Annotated in this window: 16 protein-coding genes; 12 read left to right on the forward strand and 4 right to left on the reverse strand. The window is 58.2% G+C overall.

The genetic code is table 11. The annotated features are described in order from the left end of the window. The first annotated feature begins 19 nt into the window (after positions 1 to 19). From GSQ82_RS12100 to GSQ82_RS12120, 5 genes are all read left to right on the forward strand, one after another. Positions 20 to 925 (forward strand): dihydroorotate dehydrogenase, encoded by a 906-nt coding sequence (locus GSQ82_RS12100; protein ID WP_158793650.1) that lies wholly within the window; start codon positions 20 to 22, stop codon positions 923 to 925. 227 nt (positions 926 to 1,152) lie between these two features. Beyond that, a complete protein-coding gene (gene purH, locus GSQ82_RS12105) occupies positions 1,153 to 2,766 on the forward strand; it encodes a bifunctional phosphoribosylaminoimidazolecarboxamide formyltransferase/IMP cyclohydrolase (RefSeq protein ID WP_158792532.1) in 1,614 nt (537 codons plus the stop codon). A gap of 158 nt (positions 2,767 to 2,924) precedes the next feature. Then, positions 2,925 to 5,018 (forward strand): tetratricopeptide repeat protein, encoded by a 2,094-nt coding sequence (locus GSQ82_RS12110; RefSeq protein WP_158792533.1) that lies wholly within the window; start codon positions 2,925 to 2,927, stop codon positions 5,016 to 5,018. Between the two features lie 36 nt (positions 5,019 to 5,054). Beyond that, positions 5,055 to 6,194, forward strand: a complete 1,140-nt coding sequence (dgt, locus tag GSQ82_RS12115) for a dGTP triphosphohydrolase (RefSeq protein ID WP_158792534.1) — start codon at positions 5,055 to 5,057, stop codon at positions 6,192 to 6,194. 71 nt (positions 6,195 to 6,265) lie between these two features. Further along, complete coding sequence (locus GSQ82_RS12120) at positions 6,266 to 6,895, forward strand: DUF4126 domain-containing protein (RefSeq protein WP_158792535.1); 630 nt, start codon at positions 6,266 to 6,268, stop codon at positions 6,893 to 6,895. Positions 6,896 to 6,934: 39 nt separating this feature from the next. Here the strand turns inward: GSQ82_RS12120 and GSQ82_RS12125 are convergent, their stop codons facing one another. Further along, the gene (locus GSQ82_RS12125) at positions 6,935 to 8,002 is read right to left on the reverse strand and encodes a M23 family metallopeptidase (protein WP_158792536.1); all 1,068 of its coding nucleotides are present in this window, start codon (positions 8,000 to 8,002) and stop codon (positions 6,935 to 6,937) included. Between GSQ82_RS12125 and GSQ82_RS12130 the strand changes: the two genes are divergently transcribed. The 3 genes from GSQ82_RS12130 (at position 8,001) to GSQ82_RS12140 (ending at position 13,006) form a co-directional block, all read left to right on the forward strand. After that, the gene (locus GSQ82_RS12130; RefSeq protein ID WP_158792537.1) at positions 8,001 to 9,692 is read left to right on the forward strand and encodes a 30S ribosomal protein S1; all 1,692 of its coding nucleotides are present in this window, start codon (positions 8,001 to 8,003) and stop codon (positions 9,690 to 9,692) included. The genes GSQ82_RS12125 and GSQ82_RS12130 overlap by 2 nt on opposite strands. Positions 9,693 to 9,856: 164 nt before the next feature. Then, positions 9,857 to 10,174 carry a hypothetical protein gene (locus GSQ82_RS12135; RefSeq protein ID WP_158792538.1) on the forward strand — a complete coding sequence of 106 codons (318 nt, stop codon included), beginning with the start codon at positions 9,857 to 9,859 and terminating at the stop codon, positions 10,172 to 10,174. A gap of 42 nt (positions 10,175 to 10,216) precedes the next feature. Further along, positions 10,217 to 13,006 (forward strand): TonB-dependent receptor, encoded by a 2,790-nt coding sequence (locus GSQ82_RS12140; RefSeq protein WP_158792539.1) that lies wholly within the window; start codon positions 10,217 to 10,219, stop codon positions 13,004 to 13,006. 83 nt (positions 13,007 to 13,089) lie between these two features. Here GSQ82_RS12140 and GSQ82_RS12145 read toward each other — a convergent pair whose 3' ends face one another. Continuing rightward, positions 13,090 to 17,592 carry a glucoamylase family protein gene (locus GSQ82_RS12145; RefSeq protein WP_158792540.1) on the reverse strand — a complete coding sequence of 1,501 codons (4,503 nt, stop codon included), beginning with the start codon at positions 17,590 to 17,592 and terminating at the stop codon, positions 13,090 to 13,092. Between the two features lie 93 nt (positions 17,593 to 17,685). Beyond that, the gene (locus GSQ82_RS12150) at positions 17,686 to 19,503 is read right to left on the reverse strand and encodes an ABC transporter ATP-binding protein (protein ID WP_254061602.1); all 1,818 of its coding nucleotides are present in this window, start codon (positions 19,501 to 19,503) and stop codon (positions 17,686 to 17,688) included. A 226-nt stretch (positions 19,504 to 19,729) separates the two neighbouring features. Between GSQ82_RS12150 and GSQ82_RS12155 the strand changes: the two genes are divergently transcribed. The 4 genes from GSQ82_RS12155 (at position 19,730) to GSQ82_RS12170 (ending at position 25,376) form a co-directional block, all read left to right on the forward strand. After that, on the forward strand, positions 19,730 to 20,350 hold the full coding sequence (locus GSQ82_RS12155; protein ID WP_158792541.1) for a histidine phosphatase family protein: 621 nt from the start codon (positions 19,730 to 19,732) through the stop codon (positions 20,348 to 20,350). A gap of 187 nt (positions 20,351 to 20,537) precedes the next feature. Continuing rightward, positions 20,538 to 22,385, forward strand: a complete 1,848-nt coding sequence (locus GSQ82_RS12160) for an ABC transporter ATP-binding protein (protein WP_158792542.1) — start codon at positions 20,538 to 20,540, stop codon at positions 22,383 to 22,385. 132 nt (positions 22,386 to 22,517) lie between these two features. After that, positions 22,518 to 23,501, forward strand: a complete 984-nt coding sequence (locus GSQ82_RS12165; RefSeq protein WP_158792543.1) for a phospholipase D-like domain-containing protein — start codon at positions 22,518 to 22,520, stop codon at positions 23,499 to 23,501. 102 nt (positions 23,502 to 23,603) lie between these two features. Further along, positions 23,604 to 25,376, forward strand: coding sequence for a glycoside hydrolase family 9 protein (locus tag GSQ82_RS12170; protein ID WP_174243070.1), 1,773 nt, complete (start codon positions 23,604 to 23,606; stop codon positions 25,374 to 25,376). Between the two features lie 4 nt (positions 25,377 to 25,380). Here the strand turns inward: GSQ82_RS12170 and GSQ82_RS12175 are convergent, their stop codons facing one another. Further along, a complete protein-coding gene (locus tag GSQ82_RS12175) occupies positions 25,381 to 26,091 on the reverse strand; it encodes a ThuA domain-containing protein (RefSeq protein WP_371417231.1) in 711 nt (236 codons plus the stop codon). Positions 26,092 to 26,181: the final 90 nt, after the last annotated feature.

The raw sequence follows: 26,181 nt of genomic DNA on the forward strand, positions 1-26,181 counted from the left end.
CAAGAGTAAGGGGCCGGATATGCGGGTTACGGTCGCGGGGGTGGAGTTTCGTTCGCCGGTGATTGCGGCGAGCGGGACGTTCGGCTATGGGGTGGAGTTCGAGGAGATTATCTCGCTGGATAAGATTGGCGGGTTCGTGACGAAGGGGCTGTCGCGAGAGCCGATGGCGGGGAATCCGGCGCCGCGGATTATCGAGACGGCGGCGGGCATGATGAACGCGATTGGGCTGCAGAATATGGGGGTGAAGGCGTTTATTGCGGAGAAGCTGCCGAAGCTAAAACAAATCAGCGATACGGTAGTGATTGCGAATGTGTTTGGGTTCACGATTGAGGATTGCCTGGAGGTGATTCAGGCGCTGAACGATGCGCCGGGCATTGCGATGTATGAGTTGAATGCGAGCTGCCCGAATACGAGCCATGGGGGGATGGTCTTTGGGACGGATCCGCCGCAGTTGTGGGAGCTGGTAGCGCGGTGCAAGGGGGCTTCGAAGAGGCCGTTGATGGTGAAGCTTTCGCCGAATGTGACCAATATCGGGTTGATGGCGCAGGTGGCGGCGGATGGTGGGGCGGATGCGGTTTCGCTGGTGAATACGTTTGTTTCGCTGGCGATTGACGTGGAGACGCGAAGGCCGAGGATTGCGAATATTACCGGGGGGTTGTCGGGACCGGCGATCAAGCCGATTGCGATGCGGATGGTGCATGAGGTGTCGAAGGCGGTGAAGATACCGGTAGTGGGGATGGGCGGGGTGGTGCGGGCGGAGGATGCGGTGGAGTTCATGATGGCGGGGGCGACGGCGGTGCAGGTGGGGACGGCGAGTTATGCGGATCCGCGGGCGGTGGAGAATATTGCGAATGGGCTGAAGCGCTGGTGTGCGGCGCATGAAGTGGCTGAGGTGAGAGCTCTTACGGGGGCGGCGCTGCTTTGAATGCTTGGCCTGCCGGCCGGGCCCACTGCTCGTGGGGAGGTCACTTCGTGACTTGTATACCCCTTCGGGTGGTCCTCCCGTTGGTCGGCTTTAGATTCCGACCAGCGGGAGGACCAGGGTGCTGGTGGCGCCACGGCAAGGTATACGCGTCACGAAGTGACCTCCCGCTGAGTAAGCGGCCCGTCCGGCAGGACATGATCTTCCAGACCGCTTAGAATGAATGGGTGATGATTGAAAACAGTACTGCTTCCGCTACTCCTATGACCGATCTTCGTCCTGTCCGCCGCGCACTTCTCTCCGTTACCGATAAGACTGGCCTGGTTGAGTTTGCCCGTGCGCTGGCTTCGTTTCATGTTGACCTGGTTTCGACCGGTGGCACGGCAAAAGCGCTGCGCGAGGCAGGTTTGCCGGTGCGGGATATCAGCGATCTGACGGGGTTTCCGGAGATGCTGGATGGACGAGTGAAGACGCTGCATCCAAAGGTTCATGGCGGGATCCTGCATATTCGCGATAACGCGGAGCATATGGCTTCGGTGGGCGAGCATGCGATTGAGCCGATCGATATGGTGGTGGTGAATCTGTATGCGTTTGAAAAGACGTCGCAGAAGCCTGGGGTTGCGTTTGCAGATGTGATTGAGAATATCGATATCGGTGGGCCGTCGATGGTGCGTTCGGCGGCGAAGAATTTTTCCGATGTAGCGGTGGTGACGTCGGTGGCGGACTATGCGGCGCTGGCGGAGGAGATGGCGGCTAATGCGGGAGCTTTGAGCCGGGCGACGCGCTGGCGGCTGGCGAAGGAGGCGTTTGCGGTGACGGCTGCGTATGATGCCGGGATTGCGACGGCGCTGGAGAGTATTGAGGCTCCGAGCGGCAAGGCGGTGTTCTTGCAGGAGGAGCTGCCGGGGACGATACGGGTGATCGATCCGCTGGAGAAGGCGCTGCGGTATGGGGAGAATCCGCACCAGAAGGCGGCGCTGTACACGGATGGCAGCGGCAAGGGCGTGGCGAATGCGAAGCAGTTGCAGGGCAAGGAGCTGAGCTACAACAACCTGGTGGATCTGGATGCTTGCTGGGAGTTGGTGAGCGAGTTTGAAGAGCCTGCGGTGGTGATTATCAAGCACACGAATCCTTGCGGGGCTTCGACGGGCGCGACGGTGGTGGAGGCGTACCGGCGGGCGCTGGAGGCTGATCCGGTGTCGGCGTTTGGTGGGGTGATCGGGATCAATCGCGTGGTGGATGCTGCGGCGGCGGAGGAGATTGCGAAGCTGTTTGTGGAGGCGATTGTTGCGCCGTCGTTTACGGCGGAGGCACTGGAGCGGTTTGCGGCGAAGAAGAATCTGCGGCTGATTGAGATTGTGCCAGCGGAGACGCGGCGGGTGCTGAAGCAGGTGTCGGGTGGGCTGCTGGTGCAGGATGCCGACCGGCTACGGGTGAGCGAGGCGGAGCTGAAGATTGTGACCAAGCGCGGGCCGACGGCGGAGGAGATGCGTGCGCTGCTGTTTGCGTGGACGGTGTGCAAGCATGTGAAGTCGAACGCGATTGTGTATGCGCGCTTTATGGATGGGCATGGGCAGACGGTTGGGGTTGGTGCGGGGCAGATGAGCCGGGTGGATGCGGCGCGGTTTGGGGCGATGAAGGCGGTGCTGCCGCTGGCGGGTACGGTGGCGGCTTCGGACGCATTTTTCCCGTTCCCCGACGGGCTGGAGACGGTGGCGAATGCGGGCGCGACGGCGGTGATTCAGCCGGGCGGGTCGGTTCGGGACGCTGAGGTGATTGAGGCGGCTGACCGGCTGGGCGTGGCGATGGCATTTACCGGGGTCAGGCACTTTCGTCATGGATAAGGCTCTGTTTTTGTGCGAATGACGGATATAATCACCGCCAGCCGTGCAAATGGCCTGTCTGAGACGACTGCATCCAATCCGCGGATGGCACCGTCTAACGAATGACTGTCTGTACTGGACTTCTGGCTTCGATTCCTTCGGCACAGGAAATTAAATATATGACTCTTCTTTTACGTGCCTCCTCTTTTCGCCGTCTCCGTCTGATTCCGATTGCCGGGTTGATCTTTGCGGCGCACACGATGGTTGCGCAGGCTCCGGCTGCTTCGGCGACTCCAATGCCAGCGGCTGCGGTGGATCGCGCCTCTTCGTACTATCACTACGGCCTGGCGAGGCTGTATGAGGATATGGCGGTGAATGCGGGGCGGTCGGACTATGCGACGCAGGCGGTGGAGCAGTACAAGCTGGCGCTGGATGCGGATCCGAGTTCGCGATTGTTGCAGGATGGGCTGGCGGATCTGTACTTCAAGATTGGGCGGATCCGCGAGGCGGTGACGGCGGCGCAGGATCAGGTGACGAAGAATCCTGACGATGTGGAGGCGCATACGCTGCTGGGTAAGGTGTATCTGCGTTCGCTGGGAGATATGCAGACGCCGCAGTCGGGACAGATGCTGCAGTTGGCGATTGCGGAGTACGAGAAGCTTGCGCAGTTGAAGCCGAAGGATGTGGAGACACACCTTTTGCTGGGCCAGTTGTATGGGTTGAACCATGATTCGGCCAAGGCGGAGGCGGAGTTCAAGGCGGCCCAGAAGATCGATGCGAACTCGGAGGAGGTTGCGCTGAACATGGCGCGGCTTTACAGCGAGCAGGGCGATCCGAAGCGGGCGGCCGAGGTGTTGAATGCGATTCCGGTGGAGGATCGTTCGCCACGGATCGAGTTTGCGCTGGGCGCGAGCTATGAGCAGTTGAAGAAGAATAAGGATGCGATTGCTGCGTATCATCGCGCGCTCGATATGGAGCCGGACAACCTGGACACGGAGCGCGGGCTGGCCAATGCGCTGCTGGGGGATGGGCAGCTGGATGAGGCGCTGAAGGTGTTGAACGTGATTGTGGCGGCGGAGCCTCAGGATGCGCAGTCGCAGATTCACATCTCGGAGATTGAGCGGCGGCAGGGTAACTACGATGCGGCGTTGAAGACGCTGGAGAAGGCGAAGCCGCTGGCACCGGACTCGCTGGAGCTGACGTACAACGAGGCGCTGATCTATGACTCGCTGGGCCGCTATGACGATGCGATCGGAGTGCTGAACAAGCTGGTGGCGGACTCGGCGCATGCGGACGGAAAGTATACGGACGGGGAGAAGGCGAACCGTTCGATCTTCCTGGATCGCCTGGCGATTATCTATCGGGAAGAGGACAAGTTTGCCGAGGCCGTGGCGACGTACAAGCAGCAGATTGCGCTTGGCGGTGAGTATGTAAAGACCGGATACCAGGGCGAGATCGATGCGTATCGCGACGCGCATCAGTGGAAGGAGGCGACTGCCGCTGCCGCAGAGATTGCGAAGGCGATGCCGAACGACCATGGGATTCAGTCGATGTATGCAGGGCAGCTTGCGGATACCGGCCAGGTGGATCAGGGTGTGGCGCTGGCGAAGCAGGTGGTTGCCACGACGAAGGGCACTCCGGATGAGCGCGATGCACGGATGGCGCTGGCGCAGATTTATATCCGACTGAAGCGGTGGGATGATGCTTCGGCGGAGTTGAACAGCGCGGATGCGCTTGCAAGCAAGCCGGACGAGAAGCTGTATCAGTATTTTCTTCGCGGGACGATGTACGACCGGCAGAAGCGATACGACGAGGCAGAGGCTGAGTTTCATAAGGCTCTCGCCATCGATCCGCAGAACGCAACGATATTGAACTACCTTGGCTATATGCTGGCAGATCGTGGCGTTCGGCTGCCTGAGGCGCTGACGATGATCCGTAAGGCGGTTGAGTTGGATCCGCAGAATGGCGCGTTTCTGGACTCGCTGGGGTGGGCTTACTTCAAGTCCGGTCAGTACACACTGGCAGAGGAGAATCTGCGCAAGGCGAATGAGCGCATTAATACGGATCCGACGGTTCACGATCATCTCGGCGAGGTGTATGAGAAGACGGGCAACCTGAAGATGGCGGTGGCGCAGTGGGAGCGGTCGATGACGGAGTATTCGCGCTCTCTGCCTGCGGATGCCGATCCGGCGGATGTGTCGAAGGTGCAGCACAAGCTGGAGAATGCCCGGGTGAAGCTGGCCAAGGCGGCTCCGACTCCAGGGAAACAATAACGACGAAGGTCTTTCCCGTTACACTTGAAGTTGAGTATGGCAATCGACCTTCATCGATGTGCGGTCGCCGGAGATCCCGAGGATCTTCTGCTGACGCGCGTTTATCCTGCACCCTTTCGTCCTTCTCGGAGTCCGTTCGAGCGGGATCGTGAGCGCATCGTGCAGGCGCGTGCCTTTCGACGGCTGGCGGGGAAGACGCAGGTGTTTACGAGCCGCGCTTCGGACCACTTTCGCAGCCGGCTGACGCATACGATTGAGGTCGCGCAGATTGCAAGGGCGGCTGCGGCTGCGCTTGGTTTGAATGAGGATCTATCGGAGACGCTGGCGCTGGTGCATGATATTGGGCATCCTCCCTTTGGCCATGCGGGGGAGCGGGCCTTGGATCGCTGTCTTCGGCGTCATGGACGGAGCTTCGACCACAATTTGCATGCGCTGCGGATTGTGGAGCACTTTGAACAGCGGTATGCGGCTCATCGTGGGTTGAATCTTACGCTTGGGGTTCGCGAGGGCATCATCAAACACTCGAAGGACTATAGTGCGGCGGAGCACCTTGAGCTGAAGGAGTATCTGCTGGATGAGCGGCCGCCGCTTGAGGCGCAGTTGATCGATCTCGCGGATGAGATTGCTTATCTTACGGCGGATCTGGATGACGGTGTGGAGTCGGGGCTGCTTGAGATCGGGCATGTGTGCGAGTATGTCGACGTGGTGGCGCAGTGCTACAAGACGGTGGAGCAACAGCACGCGGGAGTGGATGAGAAGTATCTGTTCAATGAGGCGCTGCAGTTGATGCAGAATACGTTGATCGACGATCTGATTGAGACGACGGGGCGCAATGCGAGGGCGATCGGCGCGGAGAGTCTTGCCGATGTCCGGCGATATCCTACGCGGCTGGCGTTGTTTTCGCCGGAGGTGGAGGCGCAGCGCCTGCAGGAGAAGCGGTATCTGTACGACACGCTGTACACGTGCGAGGCGCTGGAGAATGAGCATGACAAGGCCGAGGAGGTAGTGACGGCGCTTTTCGATTACTGGATCAACGATCCGGAGGAGCTGCCGCAGAGCTACTTCGACGAGGTTGAAGATGAGGGGCTGGCGCGGGTGGTGGCAGACTACATTGCGGGGATGACCGATAGTTTTATTTTGCTGCAATATGCTCAGATCAAACGGGCTGTGCGTTAGGCGCAGAGCAAGCGGGCGAGCAGGAAATAAAGATCACGGTGATGCTGGAAACGCTGTAGAATTCCAGCCAAATGAGCTTTAGCCCAGCAAACATTACGGCGCTTGTGATTGCTGCCAGCTTTGCGGCTGGTCTGAATATCTATGCGACGGTGTTTACGCTTGGAATTCTTGCGCGGACGCAGTGGGTGAGTCTGCCTCCGGGGCTGGATTCGCTTGGCCATACGTGGGTGCTGGTGGTGTGCGGCATCATGTTTGCGATTGAGTTTGTGGCGGATAAGATTCCCGGGTTCGACATGATCTGGAATGCGCTGCATACGATCGTGCGTGTGCCGATTGCGGCGCTGGTGGCCTATCATGCGAGCTCGCAACTGACGCCGCAGATGCAGGTGCTGGCGACGGCGATTGGGGCTGCGGTTGCGCTGGCGGCTCATGGATCGAAGACGGCTTTGCGCGCTGCGGTGACTCCGAGCCCGGAGCCGATCTCAAATATTGCGTTGAGTTCTACGGAGGATGTGGCGGCGGTTGGACTGACGTGGTTTGCGACGCACCATCCGGTGATCGCGGCTTCGTTTGCGCTGATTCTGCTGGGTGGAGCGGCGATTGCGGCTCGGGCGCTGCTGCGTGCGATACAGAAGCCGCTAAGGCGATTCTTCGGCACGGATGAGAAAGAGAAACGGGCTTCGGTCGAGCCTCTTGCTTAGAGTTTTCGTCGCTTGGGTGAGAGTGCGATTGCAGCGGGTCTAGCGGGGTTGAGGCAGGGAGAGCTCGAAGAGTTTTGCGGGATCGAGATAGCTGCCCTGCCAGCGTACGCCGAGGTGAAGATGCGGGCCGGTGGCGCGTCCGGTGGCTCCGCTGCGTGCGATGATGTGGCCTCGGGAGACGGTTTCGCCGACGGTGACGTCGATCTTCGACAGATGCATGTAGACGCTCATGAGACCTAGTCCGTGGTCGATGACGACGCAACCGCCTTCGAAGAAGAGAGGCTGAGCGAGGATGACGCGGCCGGAGTTGATGGCGGCGACTGGGGTGCCGGGGGCTGCACGGTAGTCGAGGCCGCGGTGGACGCTGGCGAGGGTTCCGTTGAAGATGCGCTGGGTGCCGAAGGAATCTGAACGGGGCGCTTGCTTGAGGGGTGGGAGGAAGTCTCCGGTCCACTCGGGCTTGGGCGCGGAGCTGGCGAAGGCTTTGTCTTTGATGAGCTGATCTGCGGCGATGATCTTTTGGGATTCGGCGTCGGGTTGAACGAACTTATCGGGAACGGTGAGGGTGACTTTGGCGTAGGGCGCGGCGGTTACGGCGATGTCGCGGTGCAGGGTCTGGTGGGTTCCGTCCTGCAAATGGGCTTCGATGGTGATTGGATAGTTGCCGGGGGTTGCGGCGACGTCGACGCCGGCGATGGCGTACCAGGTGCTGCGGTCTGGCGATGCGAAGAAGAGGACGGGATGGCTCTGCCATTTGGCTGTGACTGTGGTGGCCGCGGATCGAAGGTGGATGGTGAGGAGGCAGGGCGATCCGTTGGATAGGCGTGAGGGAGTGGTGACGAGCGTGGCGGTTTCTGCGGTGTCTGCTGTTTGACTGCAATGTGCGCTTGGTATGGGGAGGGTGACTGTTGCAGCGAGGGTGGAGAGGAGCAGGAATGTTCTGAGCGGGGTGAGAGGCATGGAGATAGAAGTGTATGGCAGAAAGAAGATTCGCGATGAAGTAAATCGCTTGCTGATTTTTTGAGCTGTGCTGCGCAGATGCGGGTGGGTGCGGCGCGGTGATATTCTAGGCGAAATAAAAGGAATAACGAGGCTTCCACTCTTCATGTCTATCCCCAACACGCCAGAGAACGATCAGCCATCCGAGACCATCGAGACAATCGAGTCCTTCGACCAAATTCTTGCGCAGTTTGAGCAGAGCAACCAGCGAAGGTCGAGTGAGGATCGCAGGCAGATCTCCGGTACGGTGGTTACGGTTTCGGTGGACTCGGTGTATGTCGATATCGGCTACAAGACTGAGGGCGTGCTGCCGCTGAGCGTGTTTGAGAGCGCAGGCGAGAAGGTTGAGCCGGGAAGCAAGCTGCTGGTGTCGGTGAAGGGCAGGAACGAGGAGGGCTACTACGAGCTTTCGCGTCTGCGGGTGGAGCAGCCGAAGGACTGGACGGCGCTGGAGAAGGCGTTTGAGGATAAGGCGATCGTCTCGGGCACGGTGACGGCGGTGGTGAAGGGCGGCCTGACGGTGGATGTGGGGGTGCGTGCGTTTATGCCGGGCTCTCGCAGTGGAGCGCGTGATGCCGCCGAGATGGAGAAGCTGGTGGGGCAGGAGATTCGCTGCCGGGTCATCAAGCTGGATGCGGCCGAGGAGGATGTGGTCGTCGATCGGCGTGCGGTTGCGGAGGAAGAGGATCGTTCGTCGAAGGAGCGACGGTATGCCGAGATCCAGGAGGGCGATGTGGTCTCCGGTACGGTGCGCAGTTTGGCGGACTATGGCGCGTTTGTGGATATCGGCGGAGTGGATGGGCTGCTGCACATCAGCGATATTGCCTGGGGACGGGTAGAGAAGCCGGCGGATATTTTGACGGTGGGGCAGGAGATCGAAGCGAAGGTGCTGAAGGTCGATGCTTCGGGTAAGAGGATTTCGCTGGGGCTGAAGCAGTTGCAGCCGCACCCGTGGGACGCTGTGGAAGGAAAACATGTTGCTGGGGAGCGGGTGCGTGGGACGGTGACGCGGGTGACTGACTTCGGGGCGTTCGTCGAGCTGGAGCCGGGTGTGGAGGGGATGATTCACGTCTCGGAGATGTCGTGGGTGAAGAAGGTGAGGAAGCCCGGCGATATGTTGAAGGTTGGGGATGTTGTTGAGGTGATGATCCTTGGCGTGAGTGTTTCGGAGCGGCGGATGTCGCTGGGGCTTAAGCAGACGCTTGGGGATCCGTGGGTTGAGGTTGCGGAGCGGTTTCCGGTGGGGTCGCAGGTGGAGGGGACGGTGACGAGCTTTACGAAGTTCGGCGCGTTTGTGCAGATCGTTGAGGGCGTGGAGGGGATGGTTCACGTGAGCGAGATCAGCGCGGAGAAGCGGGTGGAACGGCCCCAGGATCTGCTGCGCGCAGGCGAGACGATCAAGGCGAAGGTGATCGAGATCGATAAAGACAAGAGGCAGATGCGGCTGAGTATGAAGCAGTTAGTGCCGACTGGTCTGGATGAGTACCTTGCTGAGCACAAAGAGGGCGATGTGGTGACGGGACGGCTGATCGACGTTGCCGGTGAGCAGGGGACGGTGGAGTTGGGCGAGGGGATTCGCGCGAAGGCAAGGCTGGTGGTGGAGGCGGTTGAGCCGGTACAGACGCAGACGGGAGCGATGGATTTTTCGTCGCTGGGCTCGATGCTGGCGGCGCGGTGGAAGAACGGTGCCGCGGCCACGGAGTCGAAGGTCGAGGCTTTGCGCGCAGGGCAGATTCGGAGCTTTCGTATTACGGTGCTCGATGCTGATGCGAGGAAGATCGAAGTGCAGTTGGTGTAAAGAGTTATCGAGCCAAGGCTCCTGGAATGAACGGGAGTCTCGTTACGCTGATTTTTTTATTTTGAGATGGTTGACGGTTGCGCCCTTGACGAAGTCATTTTATTGGCGGTGATTCGTATTCTCCGCGCACGTCTATTAATTTCCTGAGATATATTAGATTTATCGTGTTCAATCCAGGAGCCAAGCCGAGTCAGACGAGTCAGTGGAGACTCTTACTCGCCTTTCTGTGCTTGATTCTGGTGGTTGCCTGCGGAACGATCCAGGCTGTTCACGTTCACCCCGATGGGGATATCTCCCACGCTGACTGCTCGCTTTGCGTTACTGCGCACTTAGCAGCACAGGTGGCTGTGCCGACGGTGATGTTGTTTGTCGCGCCGATCATAGCTGCCGTCGAGACGTACCGTCCCTGCACGAGGGCCGGAACTTTCAGTACGTTTGCACTCTTCACCCGACCGCCGCCTGCTGACCCTGTTCTTCGCTAGAACTTTCGTCAAAATTCAGGCTTAAAATCAAGGGGGTAGTGCATGCACACGTCAACACGACGCGTCATCTTTGCATTCGCAATATTTGTCATTTTCTTTTCGCTTGGAACTCCAGGCGTGTGGGCCCAGACGGCTGGCAATTCAGGAACAATCAACGGTGTAGTTACGGATGCGACGGGCGCTATTGTGCCGGGCGCGACTGTGTCGATCGAGAATCCGGTGAGCGGCTATAACAGGATTACGACGTCGGATGGAGAGGGGCACTATCAGTTCACGAACCTGCCGCTCAATCCGTACCATCTTCATATTTCGGTGACGGGATTTGCATCCTTGAACGAGGATGTTCAGGTGCGTTCGTTTGTGCCGATGACGGTAAAGAGCAGCCTGGCGGTGGGTACTGCTTCGACCGTCGTCAATGTTACGGGCAGCGATCTTGTGGAGAACGATTCGACGTTTCACACGGACGTCGATCGCGGCCTGTTCAACAAGCTTCCGCTGGAGAGTCAGTCTTCTTCGCTGAGTTCGCTGGTGACGTTGTCTTCGCCGGGCGTTGCGGCAGACTCGAATGGACTTTTCCATGGTCTTGGCGATCACGCGTCGAACTCTTTTTCGATCGATGGCCAGCCCATTACCGATCAGCAGAGCAAGGTTTTTTCGAACCAGATTCCTTCGAACTCGATTCAGTCGATTGAGGTAATCTCGGGTGCGCCACCGGCTGAGTTTGGCGGTAAGACGAGCCTTGTGATCCAGGTGACGACGAGGTCGGGGCAGGGTGTTACGAAGCCGACTGGAAGCATTTCGACCTCTTATGGAACCTTCGGGTCTGCGACAGGCGCTGTGGATCTTAGCTATGGCGGCAAGAACTGGGGAAATTTTATCGAGATTGACGGCCTGAATACGGGACGTTTTCTCGATCCTCCGGAGTTCGTTGTATTTCATGACAAGGGAAATGAGTTCAACGTCTTCGATCGCATCGATCGCCAGATTACGGCTGTCGATTCGGTCCACCTGAATTTGAACTACAGCCGCTCGTGGTTCCAGACGCCGAACTCGTATGACAACTTGAACGTGTCGAATGTCGTTAGCGGTGGCGCAGGGTTGAATCCGATTTTCGGTAATGTTGGCAATGCCGATCAGCGTTCGAAGATCGGAACGTTCGATATCTCTCCGAGCTATACACGGACGCTTGGGGAGAACTCACTGTTCAACTTCGGGGTCTACATTCGGAAAGATGCGTATAACTACTATCCGAGCGGCAATCCGCTGGCTGATCTTGGGGCTCCGAATCTGCAGAACCAGACCATCTCGCAGATTCGTTCGCTTACGAATGCCGGTCTTCACACCGATCTCTCGTATGTGAAGGGGCACAACAACATCAAGGTTGGCGCGAACTACTCGCAGACGTTTCTTCGAGAGAGCGATACTCTTGGCCTCGTCTCGAATGTCTTCAACTCACCTTGCACCGATGGCACTGCGACTCCTGTGGCAGGATTCAACGATCCATCGCAGTGCGCGGCTGCAGGACTCTTTCCGAATGATGGTGTACTGGCGACTGCTCTGGGCTCGGGCACTACTCCTTTCAACCCTGTTCTGCTGCCTTTCGATTTGACTCGTGGTGGAGGACAGTTCAACTTCATCGGACATACCGACGTGAAGGAACTTGCTCTGTATGCGGAAGACCAAATCAAGGCAGGGAACTGGCTCTTCAATCTCGGCATTCGTGGTGATCTGTACAACGGTTTGACGGTTGCTCGTCAGGCGGAGCCGCGGTTGGGCGTTGCTTACAGCATCAAACCTACAAACACTGTTCTTCGCATCTCGTATGCGCGGACGCTGGAGTCGCCTTTCAATGAAAACCTTGTGCTGTCGAGCCAGGGATGCGGGAATGATGTACTTGCTCCGCTGCTGCTTTGCACCCCCGGCGTATCGGGGAACCTGCAGCCGGGTTTCCGCAATGAGTTTCATGCCGGACTACAGCAGGCCTTTGGCAAGAATCTTGTGATCAGCGGCGACTATATCTGGAAGTACACTCACAATGCCTTCGACTTCAGCGTGCTCGGCAATACTCCGATTACGTTTCCGATCGACTGGCACAACTCGAAGATTCCGGGCTTCGCGCTTCGTGCGGATGTTCCTAACTTCCACAACCTCTCGGCCTTCGTGGTCATGTCTTCGGTTGCGGCACGCTTCTTTCCGCCGCAGAGCGCGGGCGCAGGCGCTACGGTTGGTGGAAGTGGATTCCCATTCCGCATCGATCATGACGAACGGTACAACCAGACGACACATCTGCAGTACCAGGTTCCTCTGAAGCATGCTCCATGGGTAGGTTTCAACTGGCGCTTTGACAGCGGTCTGACTGCGGATTCCGTACCGTGCTTCAACGTGACGGACCCGAACAGCGTATGCAATCCAATCAACGGCGGCCCGTCGATCACCATCAACGGTCAGCCGGGAATCAATCTGAGTGGATTGACTCCGGATGAGCAGTTCGAAGCTGGCCTTAGCTGTAACGGTATCAAGGCGACTCCGTTCGTCGGTATTCCGGGAGGACAGTGTCTTGCCTCGCAACTCACCTCGAAGCTGGTGTCGATTCCTGCTCCGGGTACGGAGAACGACGACAAGAACCCGCCTCGTATCCAGGAACGAAGCCTATTTGACGCATCGCTCGGTGAGGATAATCTCTTCAACGGTGACAAGTACAAATGGAGTCTGCGGCTCACTGGCGTAAACATCACCAACAAATATGCGCTGTATAACTTTCTTTCTACCTTCAGTGGAACGCACTACGTTACACCGCGCGCTCTGACGGCTGAGGTTGGATTTCACTTTTAGTACTGCGCTACATTGCAGGAAAAAGGAAGGCGACAGGAGCTCCTGTCGCCTTCCTTTTTTTGATGAGCTATCGAAATAGATGGTTACTCAGGCTGTAGCTTGGGCTGCTTTGAGAGCTGCTTCAACGTCTCTTTGCTCAGTGCCTTTTCGTGCAGGAGAAGTTCTGCTGCGCGCACGCGAGGGGTGCGGTGGAACCAGTCCTGAATGATGTTGTTTCGCAGCAGGTTCGTGATTGCGAGCAGGCACATTCCCTGATGGTGAGCCATCCAAGACCTTACCAGCTGCGGTTGTTTTCCCTGGGTGTAGTCGGCGGCTTCGTAGAATCCGTATGCGCCGGTCCAGTCCATGCGCGCCATGCGTCGAAGGTTTGCGATGGCCTCTTTACGCACGACGGAGAGAGTGAGGAAGGTGGAGTAGGGCGAGATGACAGGTCCATCTTCGGCGCCGTACTTAAGCGCGAGTGAGGGGATGCCCCAGGCCTGGTAGCCATATCTTCCAGAGGAGTCGATCTTGGCGAAGCCGGACTCCGAGATTCCCCATGGGATGTCGCGGACGTGATTCTGCTGGATGCGAACGGCGGACTCGAGTGAGCGGGTGATGAGGGTGTTGGGAAAGTTGCGCATCCAGAGGGCGGGCATCATGTACTCGAACATGGTTCCTGTCCACGAGAGGAGAGCGGCGTTTCCATCGACGAGGACGTGGGAGCGGTCGAGCCGGAACCAGGACTGCTGTGGAATATCGCCTTTGGCGACGGCGATGAAGGATGCGATGCGGGCTTCGGAGGCGAGCAGGTCGTAGCATGCAGAGTGTAGTTCGTGGGTGGTGCCGTCGTAGCCGATGGAGAGGAGCTGGCGTGACTCCACCAGTAGGAAGCCGTACTCCATGGCATCGGCGTGACGCTCGGCTTCAAGGGCGATGGTGATGACGTCGGCCTTCAGTTGGGCAAGTTGTTGTGCGGCTGCGGGCAGCATCGACTGGAGGGACTTCGCGGCAATGGAAGTTGCTGAAGCACTGGGAAGAGATGGAACTACGGATGCAAGCTTTGCGATGAGGGTTTCGAGATACTCAGCGGCTGTGGCGAGGGTTGGTGTCTTTTGATCTTCGGCTGTGCAGAATTGTGGAAGGGCGAAGAGGGGCTCGAACTGAGGTAGCAGCCAGGGGGTGTAAGACTCGACAAAGTTTGACAGGGCTATGCGACGGCGTGCGCGTTCGGTCGATGCCCAATCGTTGTTGCTCGAATCGGGAGATGCGTTGACGGGTGCGGTGTCGATGTCCTCGAAGAGAAGGTTGATACGTTGCCGTAGTGAGGATAGGTCGCATGCTTCTGCGTTGAGGTCGTATGGACTGGAGGGGGCCTTCGATGAGTTCTGCAGACTCTGATGCAGGGTCGAGAAGGAACGAGCGTCGAGGAGCGGACGCTTCAATAGATCGGATGCTCCTGTGTGCAAGGTGTAGAGAGAGGCTGCCAGATTGCCGCTGTCTACGGCTGAGACTGTGAGGGGAAGGATCGCTTTGAGTGTTTCGATGTCGTACCAGTTGTAGATGTGGCCGCGATGCTTCTCGAGGCCGTCGTAGGTCTTCAGAGTTCCAAGCGTGGCTTTGACGAACTCCGGCAGAGTCAAAAAGCCAAACTCGTGCGCGGCCTGACGTGCGTTGAATAGCATTCCCAGGTTTGTGGGAGATAGCTTCCGCACCTGGAGCGTGTCTTTCTCTTCGACGTTGTCTGGAATGAGCCAATGATTTTTCTCGTCGCCGAACTCAAGGAAGTATCGCCAGATCTGAAGCGCCTGCTCTTGCAAAAAGAGACTGTCTTCCTGTGTGAGCGGGCCAGGCTCTTTGAGGGATGGCGAGTTGAGCCAGACCACGACGGCAGGGGCGATGACCCAAAGCAGCAGGATGGGAGCGGCGGCGAAGAGCGACTTGAGATTGGTGAAGGCAAGTGCCGCGGCGATGACGATTGCTAGAACAGGCGATAGCTGCAGGTAAACGTCGAGCGACGTTCTGGATGGTCCCGCTTCGGCCTGCGCTGCGGTCTCCCATTCGAGCAGATGCTTGCCTGAGAAGTAGCTTCGGTTGAGAGATCGCCCGATGGCGTCGAGAGCGAGCAGGGTGTGATGGGGGAGGAAGGTGAGGTTCAGCAGCGTGAAGCCAAACGAGGCCGAGAAGGTCTTGATGCCTTCGCGTGCTCCGACGAAGCTGAGCTTGACCAAAGCGCGGCCGAGGTTGAAGGCAAGTTGAACGAGGACGGGTAGAAGGAGGAGGACGAGACCGGCGATGGTCCAGTAGAGTGCGCCGCCGGGAAGGGCGAACCACCCAAGGAGGAATAAGAGGAAGGTGACGGGCTCTACGAGGCTGCGCCGCAGATTGTCGAGGATCTTCCACTGCGAGATGGTGCTGATGGGATTTGCGACGGAGCGGCCGGCCTCGTCGGGTACTTTGGCGAAGAGCCATTGGACGATCTGCCAGTCGCCGCGTACCCAACGATGTTTGCGGCGAGTGTGGGCGGAGTAATGCGAGGGATAGTCGTCGATGATCTCGATGTCGGTGACGAGACCGGCGCGTGCGTAGGAGCCTTCGATGAGGTCGTGGGAGAGCAGGGCGTTGCGTGGAAAGCGGCGGTCTAAGACCTGGTGCAGGATGCTGACTTCGTAGATGCCCTTGCCAGCGAAGATGCCTTCGCCGAAGAGGTCCTGATAGACGTCGGAGACGGCACGGGTGTAGATGTCGAAGCCGGTCTCGCCGGAGTAGAGCGCGGCCATCCGTGAACGCGATGCCGATGAGACGCTGACGCCAACGCGGGGCTGGAGGATGCCGTATCCTTCGGTGACGATTCGGAGGCGTGGGTTGACGATCGCCTGATTCAGTGGGTGTGCCATGGTGCCGACCATGCGGGCTGCGGTCCCGCGTGGCAGCTGGGTGTCGGAGTCCAATGTGATCACGTAGCGGATATGGTCCAGCGCTTCGAGGGGACCGACCTTCAATGGAAAGCTGTCATATTCGTGAAGCAGAAATTTGTTGAGGTCGAGCAGCTTGCCACGCTTGCGCTCCCATCCCATCCATACTCCCTGGCGTGAGTTGAAGACGCGATGACGATGGAGGAGGAAAAAGGATCCGCCTTTTTCGCGTGGGTATTTTTCGTTTAAATCATTCACGCACTTTGCGGCCAGAGTTGCCAGGGCGTTCGAATCTTCGTCGAGGGGGCGGGCCTTAGTGTCGGGCAGATCGGTGAGAAGGCCGAAGTGAATGTGAGGGTCCTGGTTGGAGAGATAGCGAGCCTCGAGCTCGTCAAATAGCTCTTGAACCTGTGCTGCGTTGAGCAGGAGCGTTGGGACGACGACGAAGGTGGAGGCATTTGCAGGAACGCCTTTGGAGAAGTCGAGCTTGGGAAGCGACTGGGCCTGCATCAACGCGGTGACGGTGTTGTTTACCAGATCCACGCCGCCCTGCGTGGCTGGGAGCAGAGCGAGAAGAAGCGCTCCTATGACGGGCCAGAAGGCGTGGTGAGGGACCAGGGGCGCGATGATGGCGACGATCAGCAGGACGGAGAGCGTGAAGATGCCGAGGATGTAGAAGTCCTCTTTCCACTTGCGCAGGAAGGTTCGCAGACGCTCGATGGGAGGAGCGTGATATCCGATGCGCTGGCAGAGCGTGGGAAGTCCTTCGGCGAAGAGGTAGTAGCCGATGTGAGTGATGCGCCATGCATGCCTGGGATCGGGGTCGGTGACCTGGGCGGCTTCACGTGCGAGGTTGAGGGCTGCCTGCGCGGTCTGGACTTCGCTGGCATCCGCGTCGCGAGCGAGGTCAGCGATGCGCATGTGATAGGCATGGCGGGTCTCGTCTTCCATCTCTCCGAAGACGCCGGCAGGGTCTTCGCGGAGTATGTGGTCGAACGCGATCATGGGCTCGAGTACGGTGCGCCATTCAAATTGGTTCAGGCGTCTCATGCTGTGGAGGATCGCAGAGAACGGCGACTGCTCGATGGGAGGAAGCGGGCCGGCGGCAAAGGCCTCTTCGGCGCGGTCCAGAATGAACTCCAGCTGTGCGAGCTTGAGCGCCTGCGGCAGAACGGTGATCTCTTCGAGCAGGAGTGCGTCGCGTTGCTGCGCCTGCTGGACGTAGATTGTGAGCGACTCGGGCGACCAGATGCCGTGGGCTGCGAAGAGATATCCTTCCGCCAGATTGATCGCTCGTGGCAGTTCGTCGTCCTGATTGACGCGGACGTGGGGCAGGCCAGCGAATGTTGCACTGGTGTTGTCTCCCGCAATCAGCGCGGACTCCAACATGCGCGTGCTCTCCAGAAGCTCAAGCTCCGGCGTCAGCTCTTTGGTCGATGCTGTTTTTTTGCTGGTGCGCAGTACTTCGTCGAGCCGGTCTTTGAGGCTGGTGAGGCGGGCCGAGAATCCCGTGGCCTTTGTATTCTCCTCGACCATCTCCCACTGGCTGCTTAGGGCGGTGGCGCGCTCCTTCAACTCCGCGTCGGACACGGCAGGCTTTTCCGGCAGGCCAGCAGTGGGCATCTCCAACGCGGGCGCGGTTGGGGGTAGTGCGTGTTCTGTCGTGATTGGATCCTCTGAAAATGATGCCATGGTGCCTTTCCCGATGCGGTTCGCCCGTTGCGCTGGGGAGTGAAGTCTTAGCCTAAGACTGCCTTCGTCGATGAGTAAGATGCTAAGTCAAGCCTACCTGTAGCTTGCGGCCTGCATCTCAAACATGCTCGCATAGACGCCGCCGGTGGCCATCAGCTGTTTATGATTTCCCTCCTCGATGAGGCGGCCACCGGAGAGGACGACGATGCGGTCCGCCATGCGTACAGTCGAGAAGCGATGCGAGATGAGGAGAGCCATCTTGCCCTGGGTCAGTTCTGCGAAGCGTTCGAAGACTTCAAGCTCACTGCGGGCGTCGAGGGCGGCGGTCGGCTCGTCGAGGATGAGCAGCTGGGCGTCTCGAAGATAAGCACGGGCGAGTGCGATCTTCTGCCATTCGCCGCCGGAGAGTTCGACTCCTCCCTCGAAGCGGCGGCCTAGGATCTGGTCGTAGCCCTCGCCCAGCTTGGCGACGACATCGTCCGCGAGACTCTTGTGTGCGGCCGATTCTATGTCGGACTGCTGTTCGAGATGGTCGATGCGGCCTACAGCGATGTTCTCACGGGCGGTCATCTCGTAACGCATGAAGTCCTGAAAGATGACGCCGATCTGGCGGTGGATGTCTTCGAGGGAGTACTCGCGGAGGTCGACGCCGTCGAGCAAGATCTGACCCTCGGTGGGGTCGTACAGGCGGGTAATTAGTTTGACGATGGTGGTCTTGCCCTGGCCGTTTTCGCCGATGAGCGCGATGCGTTCGCCCGGTGAGAGGGTGAGGCTGAAGTTTTTGAGCACCGTGCGGTCGGTACCGGGGTAGGTGAAGGAGACGTTGCGAAACTCGAAGCCACGCTGGATAGGCCGAGGAGCGGGAAGGCCGTTGGGATTGGCGTCGACGGTCGACTCCATGTCGAAGAAGGCAATGAGGTCGGTGAGGAAGAGGGCCTGGTCGGCGATGCCCGAGGCCGTCGAGAAGACCTGCTGGAGGTTGGAGCTGGCCTGCTGGATGGAAGCGGTGAGGAAAGAGAACTGGCCTAGATCGTAGGCGCCTCCGAGCGTACGCCAGATGACGTAAACATAGGCTCCGTAGTAGCCGAGCGTGCCGAGAACGCCGAGCAGGCCGCCAACGATGAGCTTCGACCGCGAGAGAGTGACGTCTTCCTTATAGATCTGGTTTGCCAGGGCCTGGAAGCGATTAGTGAAGAAGTGGTGGAGGCCGAAGAGCTTGACCTCTTTCGCACCTTCGCGGCTGCCCGCGACCTGCCGCAGATAGTCCATCTGGCGCTTGGCCGGCGTTTGACGGAAGTTTTTGGCGTAGCCGAGGAAGGCGTAGTGGGTCTCTCCAATGAAGGAGGGAAGCACACCGAGTGCCATGAGCAGCAGGAGCCACGGGGAGGCCGCGACGAGCGCCACTGAAAATATGAGTGTGGTGATGACCTGCTGGAAGAGACGACCCATGAGCTGGATCATGGCCAGACGGTCGGTTGCCTGGACGCGAGCGCGTTCGAGGCGGTCATAGAAGACAGGATTCTCGTACGTGGTGAGGTCGAGCTGCGCGGCCTTTTCCATGACGCGGACGCTGACGTGCTGGGTATATCGGTTGGCGAGCAGCGAGTCGGAGTAGTCGACGGCGCGGGTCAAAAGCCCTAACAGGACGTTGAGGCCAACTTCTACTGCCACCAATATCCAGAAGTTGGTGGGGAGCGGTTGGTGTCGCAGCACGATCGAGATGTCGTTGATGATGGCCGCTGCAACTTTGACGACGCCAAAGGGGAGTGCGGCGACGAAGATGCGCAGCGCGAGTCCCCAGGAGACGACGGCGGGGCCGGAGTCCCAGAGGATGCGGAGAACCGGCGGCATATTTCGAAGTGCACGTAGCCTGTCGCGCCACGGACTCTCGGCATCTACATGGTCTTTCAAAGTACTCCTATGACGAGACGGCTAAGAGAGATAATGGAGGTGCGTACAGTAGATACTGTATCTCTATTGATGCGCTAATACGGTCAGATGTTGGATTTGGGGGATGCCGGCCAGAATGGATGTCCTCTGCGTCCCGAAATCTGCGCTGGAACAGGGTCGGTTCGGGATTCCGAAGGTGCCGGGGCCAGTTCGTAGACCGGTTACCATGAACAGGAGCCGGTCGCCTATGGATTCCTATCTGCCTGCAACTCGATTGACCCTGGTGTGCCACGGTGTTACGAAAGCACAGCGAAGAGCGGCGTTCCCGCTTGACGAGCCCCTGGAGCCGTCCGAATGTGGGAGGATCGAGGCGCTGGGATGGATGTCTCCGCGGGCCCAGCAGATCCTAGTTGGACCGGAGTTGCGTGCTCTCGAGACTGCGCAGGCACTGGGGCTGGAGGCGAAGGTGTCTCCGTCGCTGCGGGAGTGCGACTACGGGAGTTGGAGCGGACTAGAACTTGATGCGATTCAGGCTCGCGATCCGGCGGGGTTGGGTACGTGGCTTACCGAGACCGAGGCCGCTCCCCACGGGGGGGAGTCCATTGTGAGGCTGATCGGTCGCATTGGGAGCTGGATGGAGGAGCAGCGGGGTGCGGGGCATACGATCGCGGTGACTCATCCTGCTGTAATTCGCGGCGCTCTTGTCTACGCGCTCGGTTCTCCGACTCAGGCGTTCTGGCGCATCGATATACCGCCTTTGTCTTTGACCGATCTGCGCTTCAACGGACGTCTGTGGACGGTTCGCAGCAGCGGATGTGCCTTGCGCAGTGCGAGCGGGAGCCGTGATTCGACGGAAGTATTCGAGTAGGCCCGGAGTTCCACTCCCGAACGATTGCTAAGACGCACTGGATTTAGTTACCCTTGGAATCACTGAAAATAGTATTGTGTTTCCAGCGTTCCTGCTTAGCCTTTTGAGGCTGGCGTTCACGCCGTTCAAAGGACACGCTCGTAATAAATTTGACATCTTCGGGATGTCAAATGGGAGATAGTGACACATGTTGCGGCTGATACGAGAGCTCATCCGCCCATATCGCGGGACGTTGATCGTCATTCTGTTCGCCATGCTGGTGGAGAGCCTGATGGGCCTCGCGGCGCCATGGCCGGTCAAGGTGATCCTGGACAACGTCGTCGCAAACCATCATCTGCCGAAGTTTCTCGATAAATTGCTTGCCTCGCATGCAGCTCTATCGCTTGGTCATGGAAAGCTGGAGATCGCCGCGTTGGCGGGTGTGGCCGTGGTTTTGATCGCTGTTATCGGTTCATTCGCCTCTTATATCGATAACTACTTTACGGAGAGTGTGGGGCAGCGGGTCGCGCACGATCTGCGCATGAGGACCTACGAACACCTCCAGCGTCTGTCTCTTTCCTATTACGACGTTCATCGGACGGGCGCTCTTCTCAGCACGATCACAAGCGACATTCAGACGATTGAGAGCTTCGCCTCCTCTTCCACGCTCGGTATCGTCGTCGATCTCGTGACCATTATCGAGATGCTCGGACTGATGTTCTGGCTGAATTGGGACTTCGCCCTTATCGCGATGGGTATCACTCCCTTTCTTCTTTATTTCATGTCGCGCTTCAGGGGCGCGGTTAAAACGGCCACGCGCAGCGTTCGCCTGCGTCAGGCCGACATCGTTACAGTGGTCCAGGAGGGGCTGGAGTCGGTGAGGGTCGTGAAGGCCTTCGGCCAGGAAAATCTGGAACAGGAGAAGCTGGGTCAAGTAAGTCTGGCCACAGTCAATGCGGCGCTTAAGGCACGGCAGGTGAAGGCTCTGCTTGCCCCTATCGTCAATGTGACGGTAGCGCTGTGCACCGCGGTTGTACTCTGGCGAGGCGCCTCTCTTATTCTTAGAGGAACGATGACGGCCGGCGCGCTCGTCGTCTTTCTTGCTTACCTGACGAAGTTCTTCAAGCCGCTACAGGATCTGGCGAAGATGACGAATACGATGGCGCAGGCTGCTGTCGGAGTGGAACGAGTTCAGGCGATTCTCGACGCGGATATGATCATTCCCGAGCATTCGGAGGCGCAGGAGCCTCTGCCGATTCGCGGCGAGATCGTCTTCGAGCACGTTGCCTTTGGATACGATAAAGAAGATCTCATACTCCGCGACGTCAACTTCAGGATCGAGCCGGGTCAACTGATTGGAATTGTCGGTCCAACCGGAGGCGGCAAGTCCACGGTGGTGAGTCTGATCGCGCGCTTCTACGATCCGACCTCGGGAGCGGTCACTCTGGATGGTGTGGATATTCGGCGATACAAGCTGCGCAGCCTGCGCGATCAGATTGGATTCGTCCTGCAGGATACGGTGCTCTTCCAGGGGACGATCCGGGAGAACATCGCCTACGGGAGGCCACATGCGACGCAGCAGGAGATTGAAGACGCGGCGAAGATGGCCAATGCGAACGAGTTTATTGAACGCATGCCGAACGGTTACGAGACCCTTGTGGGAGAGCGCGGACTTGCGCTTTCAGGAGGTCAGAGGCAGCGGATCGGCATCGCTCGCGCGATCGTACGCAATAGCCCGATCCTGATCCTTGACGAGCCTACGGCGGCTCTAGATACTGAGTCGGAGAGGCTTGTGATCGAGGCACTGGAGCGATTGATGAAGGGCCGAACCGTTATTACGATTGCGCATCGTCTAAGCACGATTCGGGATGCGGACAGTATCATCGTGCTGAAGGGTGGAGTGGTCGCCGAGCAGGGGACGCACCAGGAACTGCTGAATCGCAAGGGGATCTACTCCGATCTTTATATGATCCAGCTTGCTCCGGCAGCGGGAATCTCGACACGCACCGATCCTGTTATCACGAACCTGAATAAGGCGGAGGCTGCCCTGTATTAGACTAAGCCGGCTGGCTCATTCGGTAATCGTCTCTGCTCTGTTGCTTACGAAGTAGTCAGAATTTTGTTTTAGTGCATTTGTTACCTCGAAGCGTCGTCAGATGTTAAGAGGTAGTTATGATTCGGAGGCCTTATGTCCCGTTCCTTGCTGATTCTTCCCGATGATTCAGCTCAACCCATTCTCGACGCCATCCATGCAGCGGTGAAGTCGCTTCACATCAAGATGTTCGTCTTCTCGGACCCAGAGCTGCTGAAGGCTGTGGTTGCGGCGCAACACCGTGGCGTCAAGGTGCGGGTGATGTTGAATCCTGCACGCCGTAGTGGCGAGACGGAGAACGAAGAGTCGCGAAAGATTCTGAGCGCGGGCAATGTTGAGGTGATGGACAGTAATCCAGAGTTCGATCTCACCCACGAAAAATCGATGATCGTCGATGACAAGACTGCGTTTGTCTATTCGCTGAATTGGGAGACGAAGAATCTGCAAGAGTCGCGGGACTATGCGATCGTGACCGATCATGCGCATGAGGTAGACGAGATCAAAGCCTGTTTCGATGCGGACTGGAATCGGAAGCACATTGATCTTGGAGATCAAGCACATCTGGTGTGGTGCAAGGGGAATGCGCGCAATCGGATTGCGCAGCTTATCGACGGAGCGAAGCATACGCTGTTTGTACAGAATGAGCGTTTTCAGGACCCGATCATCATTGAACATCTGGTGCGAGCGAAGATGCGTGGGGTGAAGATCCATGTGATGGCCAAGCCGCCGCATACGCTGAAGGAAGAGAAGCTGGTGGAGGGTGTCGGCGGTCTGCGGATTATGGACGACGTTGGGATCAAGATTCACAGGCTCAAACATCTGAAGCTGCACGCTAAGATGTTGCTTGCGGATGGCGCAAGGGCCATCATCGGTTCGATCAACCTGACTCCGGGCAGCTTCGACAGCAGGCGCGAACTGGCCATCGAGGTTAGCGATCCGCATGTGATTGAGCGTCTGCAGAAGATCGTGCATCACGATTGGGAGAACTCGTGCCCGCTCGATCTAAGTGACGAGGGACTGCTCAAGGATCTTAAGGACAGGCGAGATACCGAAGCGATCGGATTGTGCGATCACAAATAGCAACCCTGTCTCAAAATGCTGCTGCGCGAGGATATAAAGATTACAAGTAAATGGAAGCAAGTTTTAGTAGTTGGATGTGGACTATATCTCTCCGCACAGGGCATGGGGCAGGTAACGGTGCTCGTCGATCATGTTGGATACGACACACGCGCTCCGAAGCAGGCACTGGTGCTTGGATCGGCGCACGACCATCCCACGCAGTTCGCATTGGTTGACTCTGAGACGAACAAGACCGTACTCACAGCGAACCTTACACCGGCGGGACAGGTGAATAACTGGGGCGACCGGATGTTCTGGAACGCGGAGTTCTCTTCCTGGAACAAGCCAGGGCGCTACCTGATTCGGACAAGCACCGAAGCGGGAGAGGTGACCTCGTGTCCTTTCGCTATCGCGGACGATCTGCTGGAGCGAAGCACGCTCTCTGACGTTATCTTTTATTTCAAGGGACAGCGTTCGAGCGGGCTCATCGATCGAGCCGATAGTCATCTCCCTTTGCCTCCTGGGCAGAAGGGATTTCTGGATGCACGTGGCGGATGGTACGACGCAACCGGGGATTACGGCATTCATCTGTCGCATCAGAATCCTACCTCGTACTTCAATCCGCAACAGGTGCCTCTGGTTGTCTGGACCATGCTTCAGAGCTATAAGACATTGGTCGCACGCAACGACGATAATTTCTCAGAGTATGAGCGCCGCATGCTCGATGAAGGTCTTTTCGGAGCGGATTTTCTGGTGCGCATCAAACGGCGCGATGGCTCGTTCTATGAGAGCATCAACTCCCCCGGGCGCGAGAAGCTCCCTCAGGATCGCCAGATCGGCAACCCGAACTGGCGCACGCAGATAAAGAAGAATGCGTCCGATTCGACAGAGCAGATTGGTGCTGCAGACAGCCCCCATGCTTATGAGGCCAGCTTTCGTGCAGGCGGAGGAGTGGCAATCGCGGCACTTGCGTTGGCCAGTACGATGCCTGTGGATGGGGACTTTACGCGTGAGACCTACCGCAAAACGGCGAGGGAGGCATTTGCGTTTCTCGAGGCTCACAATCGCGAACTGCTCAACGATGGTAAGGAAAACATTCTTGACGACTATTGTGCGCTGCTTGCTGCGACGGAGCTCTATCGCGCGACCAAAGATGATGCGTATCGCAGTGCAGCGGCGCACGGGGCAAGTAGTCTGCTTGCTCGCCTGACGACGGCGCAGGGCCAGCGTGACTACTGGCGAGCGGATGACTTGATGCGTCCCTTCTTCCATCCATCTGACGCTGGTCTACCGGTCGTCAGCCTGTTGCATTATGCGGAGATCGCAGCGCCGGAGGATCGTGCAAAAGTGTTGGAGGGTGTGAAGCGGTCGCTGAGTTTTGAACTGGATGTTACCGCCGAGGTCAACAATCCCTTCGGCTACGCCAGACAGCTGGTGAGGATGGGCAATGGACAGATGCGAACGGCCTTCTTCTTTCCTCACGATACGGAAGCTGCTCCATGGTGGCAGGGAGAAGATGCGCGGCTCGCCTCTCTCGCTGCGGCTGCGCGGCTTGCGGCTCCGTTCTTCAGCGAGGATGCTGCATTTCAAAACCGGCTGGAGACATACGCATGGAATCAGCTTCACTGGATCTTAGGGCGGAATCCCTTCGACGCGAGCATGCTGGGCGGCAGCGGACATGGGCAGGCGCCGTACATGTTCTTCCACTCCTACAAATACACGACTGCTCCCGGGGCGATCATCAACGGTGTGACGGCGGCCTCGGATAACGAGGATGGCATCGCGTTCAATGAGGGCTTTGCCGTTACCGGTAAGGACGAAGACTGGCGTTGGACCGAGGAGTGGTTGCCCCATGCAGCCTGGTACCTCTATGCCGTCAGTCTTCCTCATCCTTGATTGACTATGGATGGGCCGCCCATACGATTGAGTTGTGAAGCAGGGTGGTGAAGGCGGTGTTTTGAAACAATTCTGGATGATGACCCATGAAGATGTAGATGTTCTTTGCCTTGACGTGTTCGTTGGTCCAAACGACCGGATGATCACCCATCTTGATAGGCGTATTCGGAGTGTAAGTGTTTTCATTCACACTCGCGAGAACGCGCACGTTTGGCCGCGGCGATCTGTTGTAGGTGTACCACTCTTCGTCTTCGATGGTGAAGCTGCTGGGGACGTTCTTCATGACCGGATGCGAAGGAGCCTCTACGTTGACCGTGCCCGTGACGAAGGTGGGGATGTACTGGGTGAAGCGGATATCTCCCATGAAACGGGAGAACCACGGCCACATGGGGAAGCCGTCGAACTCGCCGAGCAGGGTCGCGTGATGGAGTCCGATCCAGCCGATGGAGCCTTGCTCGATCGCCTTGGTGAAGGCTGCAGCGGCGGCTGGTGTCCAGTTGTAGGGTGGATAGTTTAGCTGGATGAAGAGTTGATAATGAGCTAGAAATGCATCGTCGATCGGCTTGGTGTCCTCGATGTAATCGACGGTGAAGTTACCCATTTTTGCTTCATGAGCGAGCCAGACCTTTGCTGCATCGACGAACGGCTTATGGATTCCACCATGTTCCGCGATAGCTATGACCCTAAAAGGGTGCGATGGGGTCTGCGCTATCAGCGAGGGGGCGAATGCGAGGAATAAGAATGCAGCAACGATGAGTAAGCAAATCGATTGCAGTCGTTTCACGGCGAATCCTAAAAGTTCGAA

Source organism: Granulicella sp. L60 (assembly GCF_009765825.1).
Lineage (GTDB): Bacteria > Acidobacteriota > Terriglobia > Terriglobales > Acidobacteriaceae > Edaphobacter.

Coding starts and splice junctions, on each gene's coding strand:
- GSQ82_RS12110 (WP_158792533.1), top strand. CDS start 2,925: ATGACTCTTCTTTTACGTGCCTCCTCTTTTCGCCGTCTCCGTCTGATT.
- purH (WP_158792532.1), top strand. CDS start 1,153: ATGATTGAAAACAGTACTGCTTCCGCTACTCCTATGACCGATCTTCGT.
- dgt (WP_158792534.1), top strand. CDS start 5,055: ATGGCAATCGACCTTCATCGATGTGCGGTCGCCGGAGATCCCGAGGAT.
- GSQ82_RS12145 (WP_158792540.1), bottom strand. CDS start 17,592: ATGGCATCATTTTCAGAGGATCCAATCACGACAGAACACGCACTACCC.
- GSQ82_RS12120 (WP_158792535.1), top strand. CDS start 6,266: ATGAGCTTTAGCCCAGCAAACATTACGGCGCTTGTGATTGCTGCCAGC.
- GSQ82_RS12140 (WP_158792539.1), top strand. CDS start 10,217: ATGCACACGTCAACACGACGCGTCATCTTTGCATTCGCAATATTTGTC.
- GSQ82_RS12155 (WP_158792541.1), top strand. CDS start 19,730: ATGGATTCCTATCTGCCTGCAACTCGATTGACCCTGGTGTGCCACGGT.
- GSQ82_RS12125 (WP_158792536.1), bottom strand. CDS start 8,002: ATGAAGAGTGGAAGCCTCGTTATTCCTTTTATTTCGCCTAGAATATCA.
- GSQ82_RS12165 (WP_158792543.1), top strand. CDS start 22,518: ATGTCCCGTTCCTTGCTGATTCTTCCCGATGATTCAGCTCAACCCATT.
- GSQ82_RS12170 (WP_174243070.1), top strand. CDS start 23,604: ATGGGGCAGGTAACGGTGCTCGTCGATCATGTTGGATACGACACACGC.
- GSQ82_RS12160 (WP_158792542.1), top strand. CDS start 20,538: ATGTTGCGGCTGATACGAGAGCTCATCCGCCCATATCGCGGGACGTTG.
- GSQ82_RS12130 (WP_158792537.1), top strand. CDS start 8,001: ATGTCTATCCCCAACACGCCAGAGAACGATCAGCCATCCGAGACCATC.
- GSQ82_RS12100 (WP_158793650.1), top strand. CDS start 20: ATGCGGGTTACGGTCGCGGGGGTGGAGTTTCGTTCGCCGGTGATTGCG.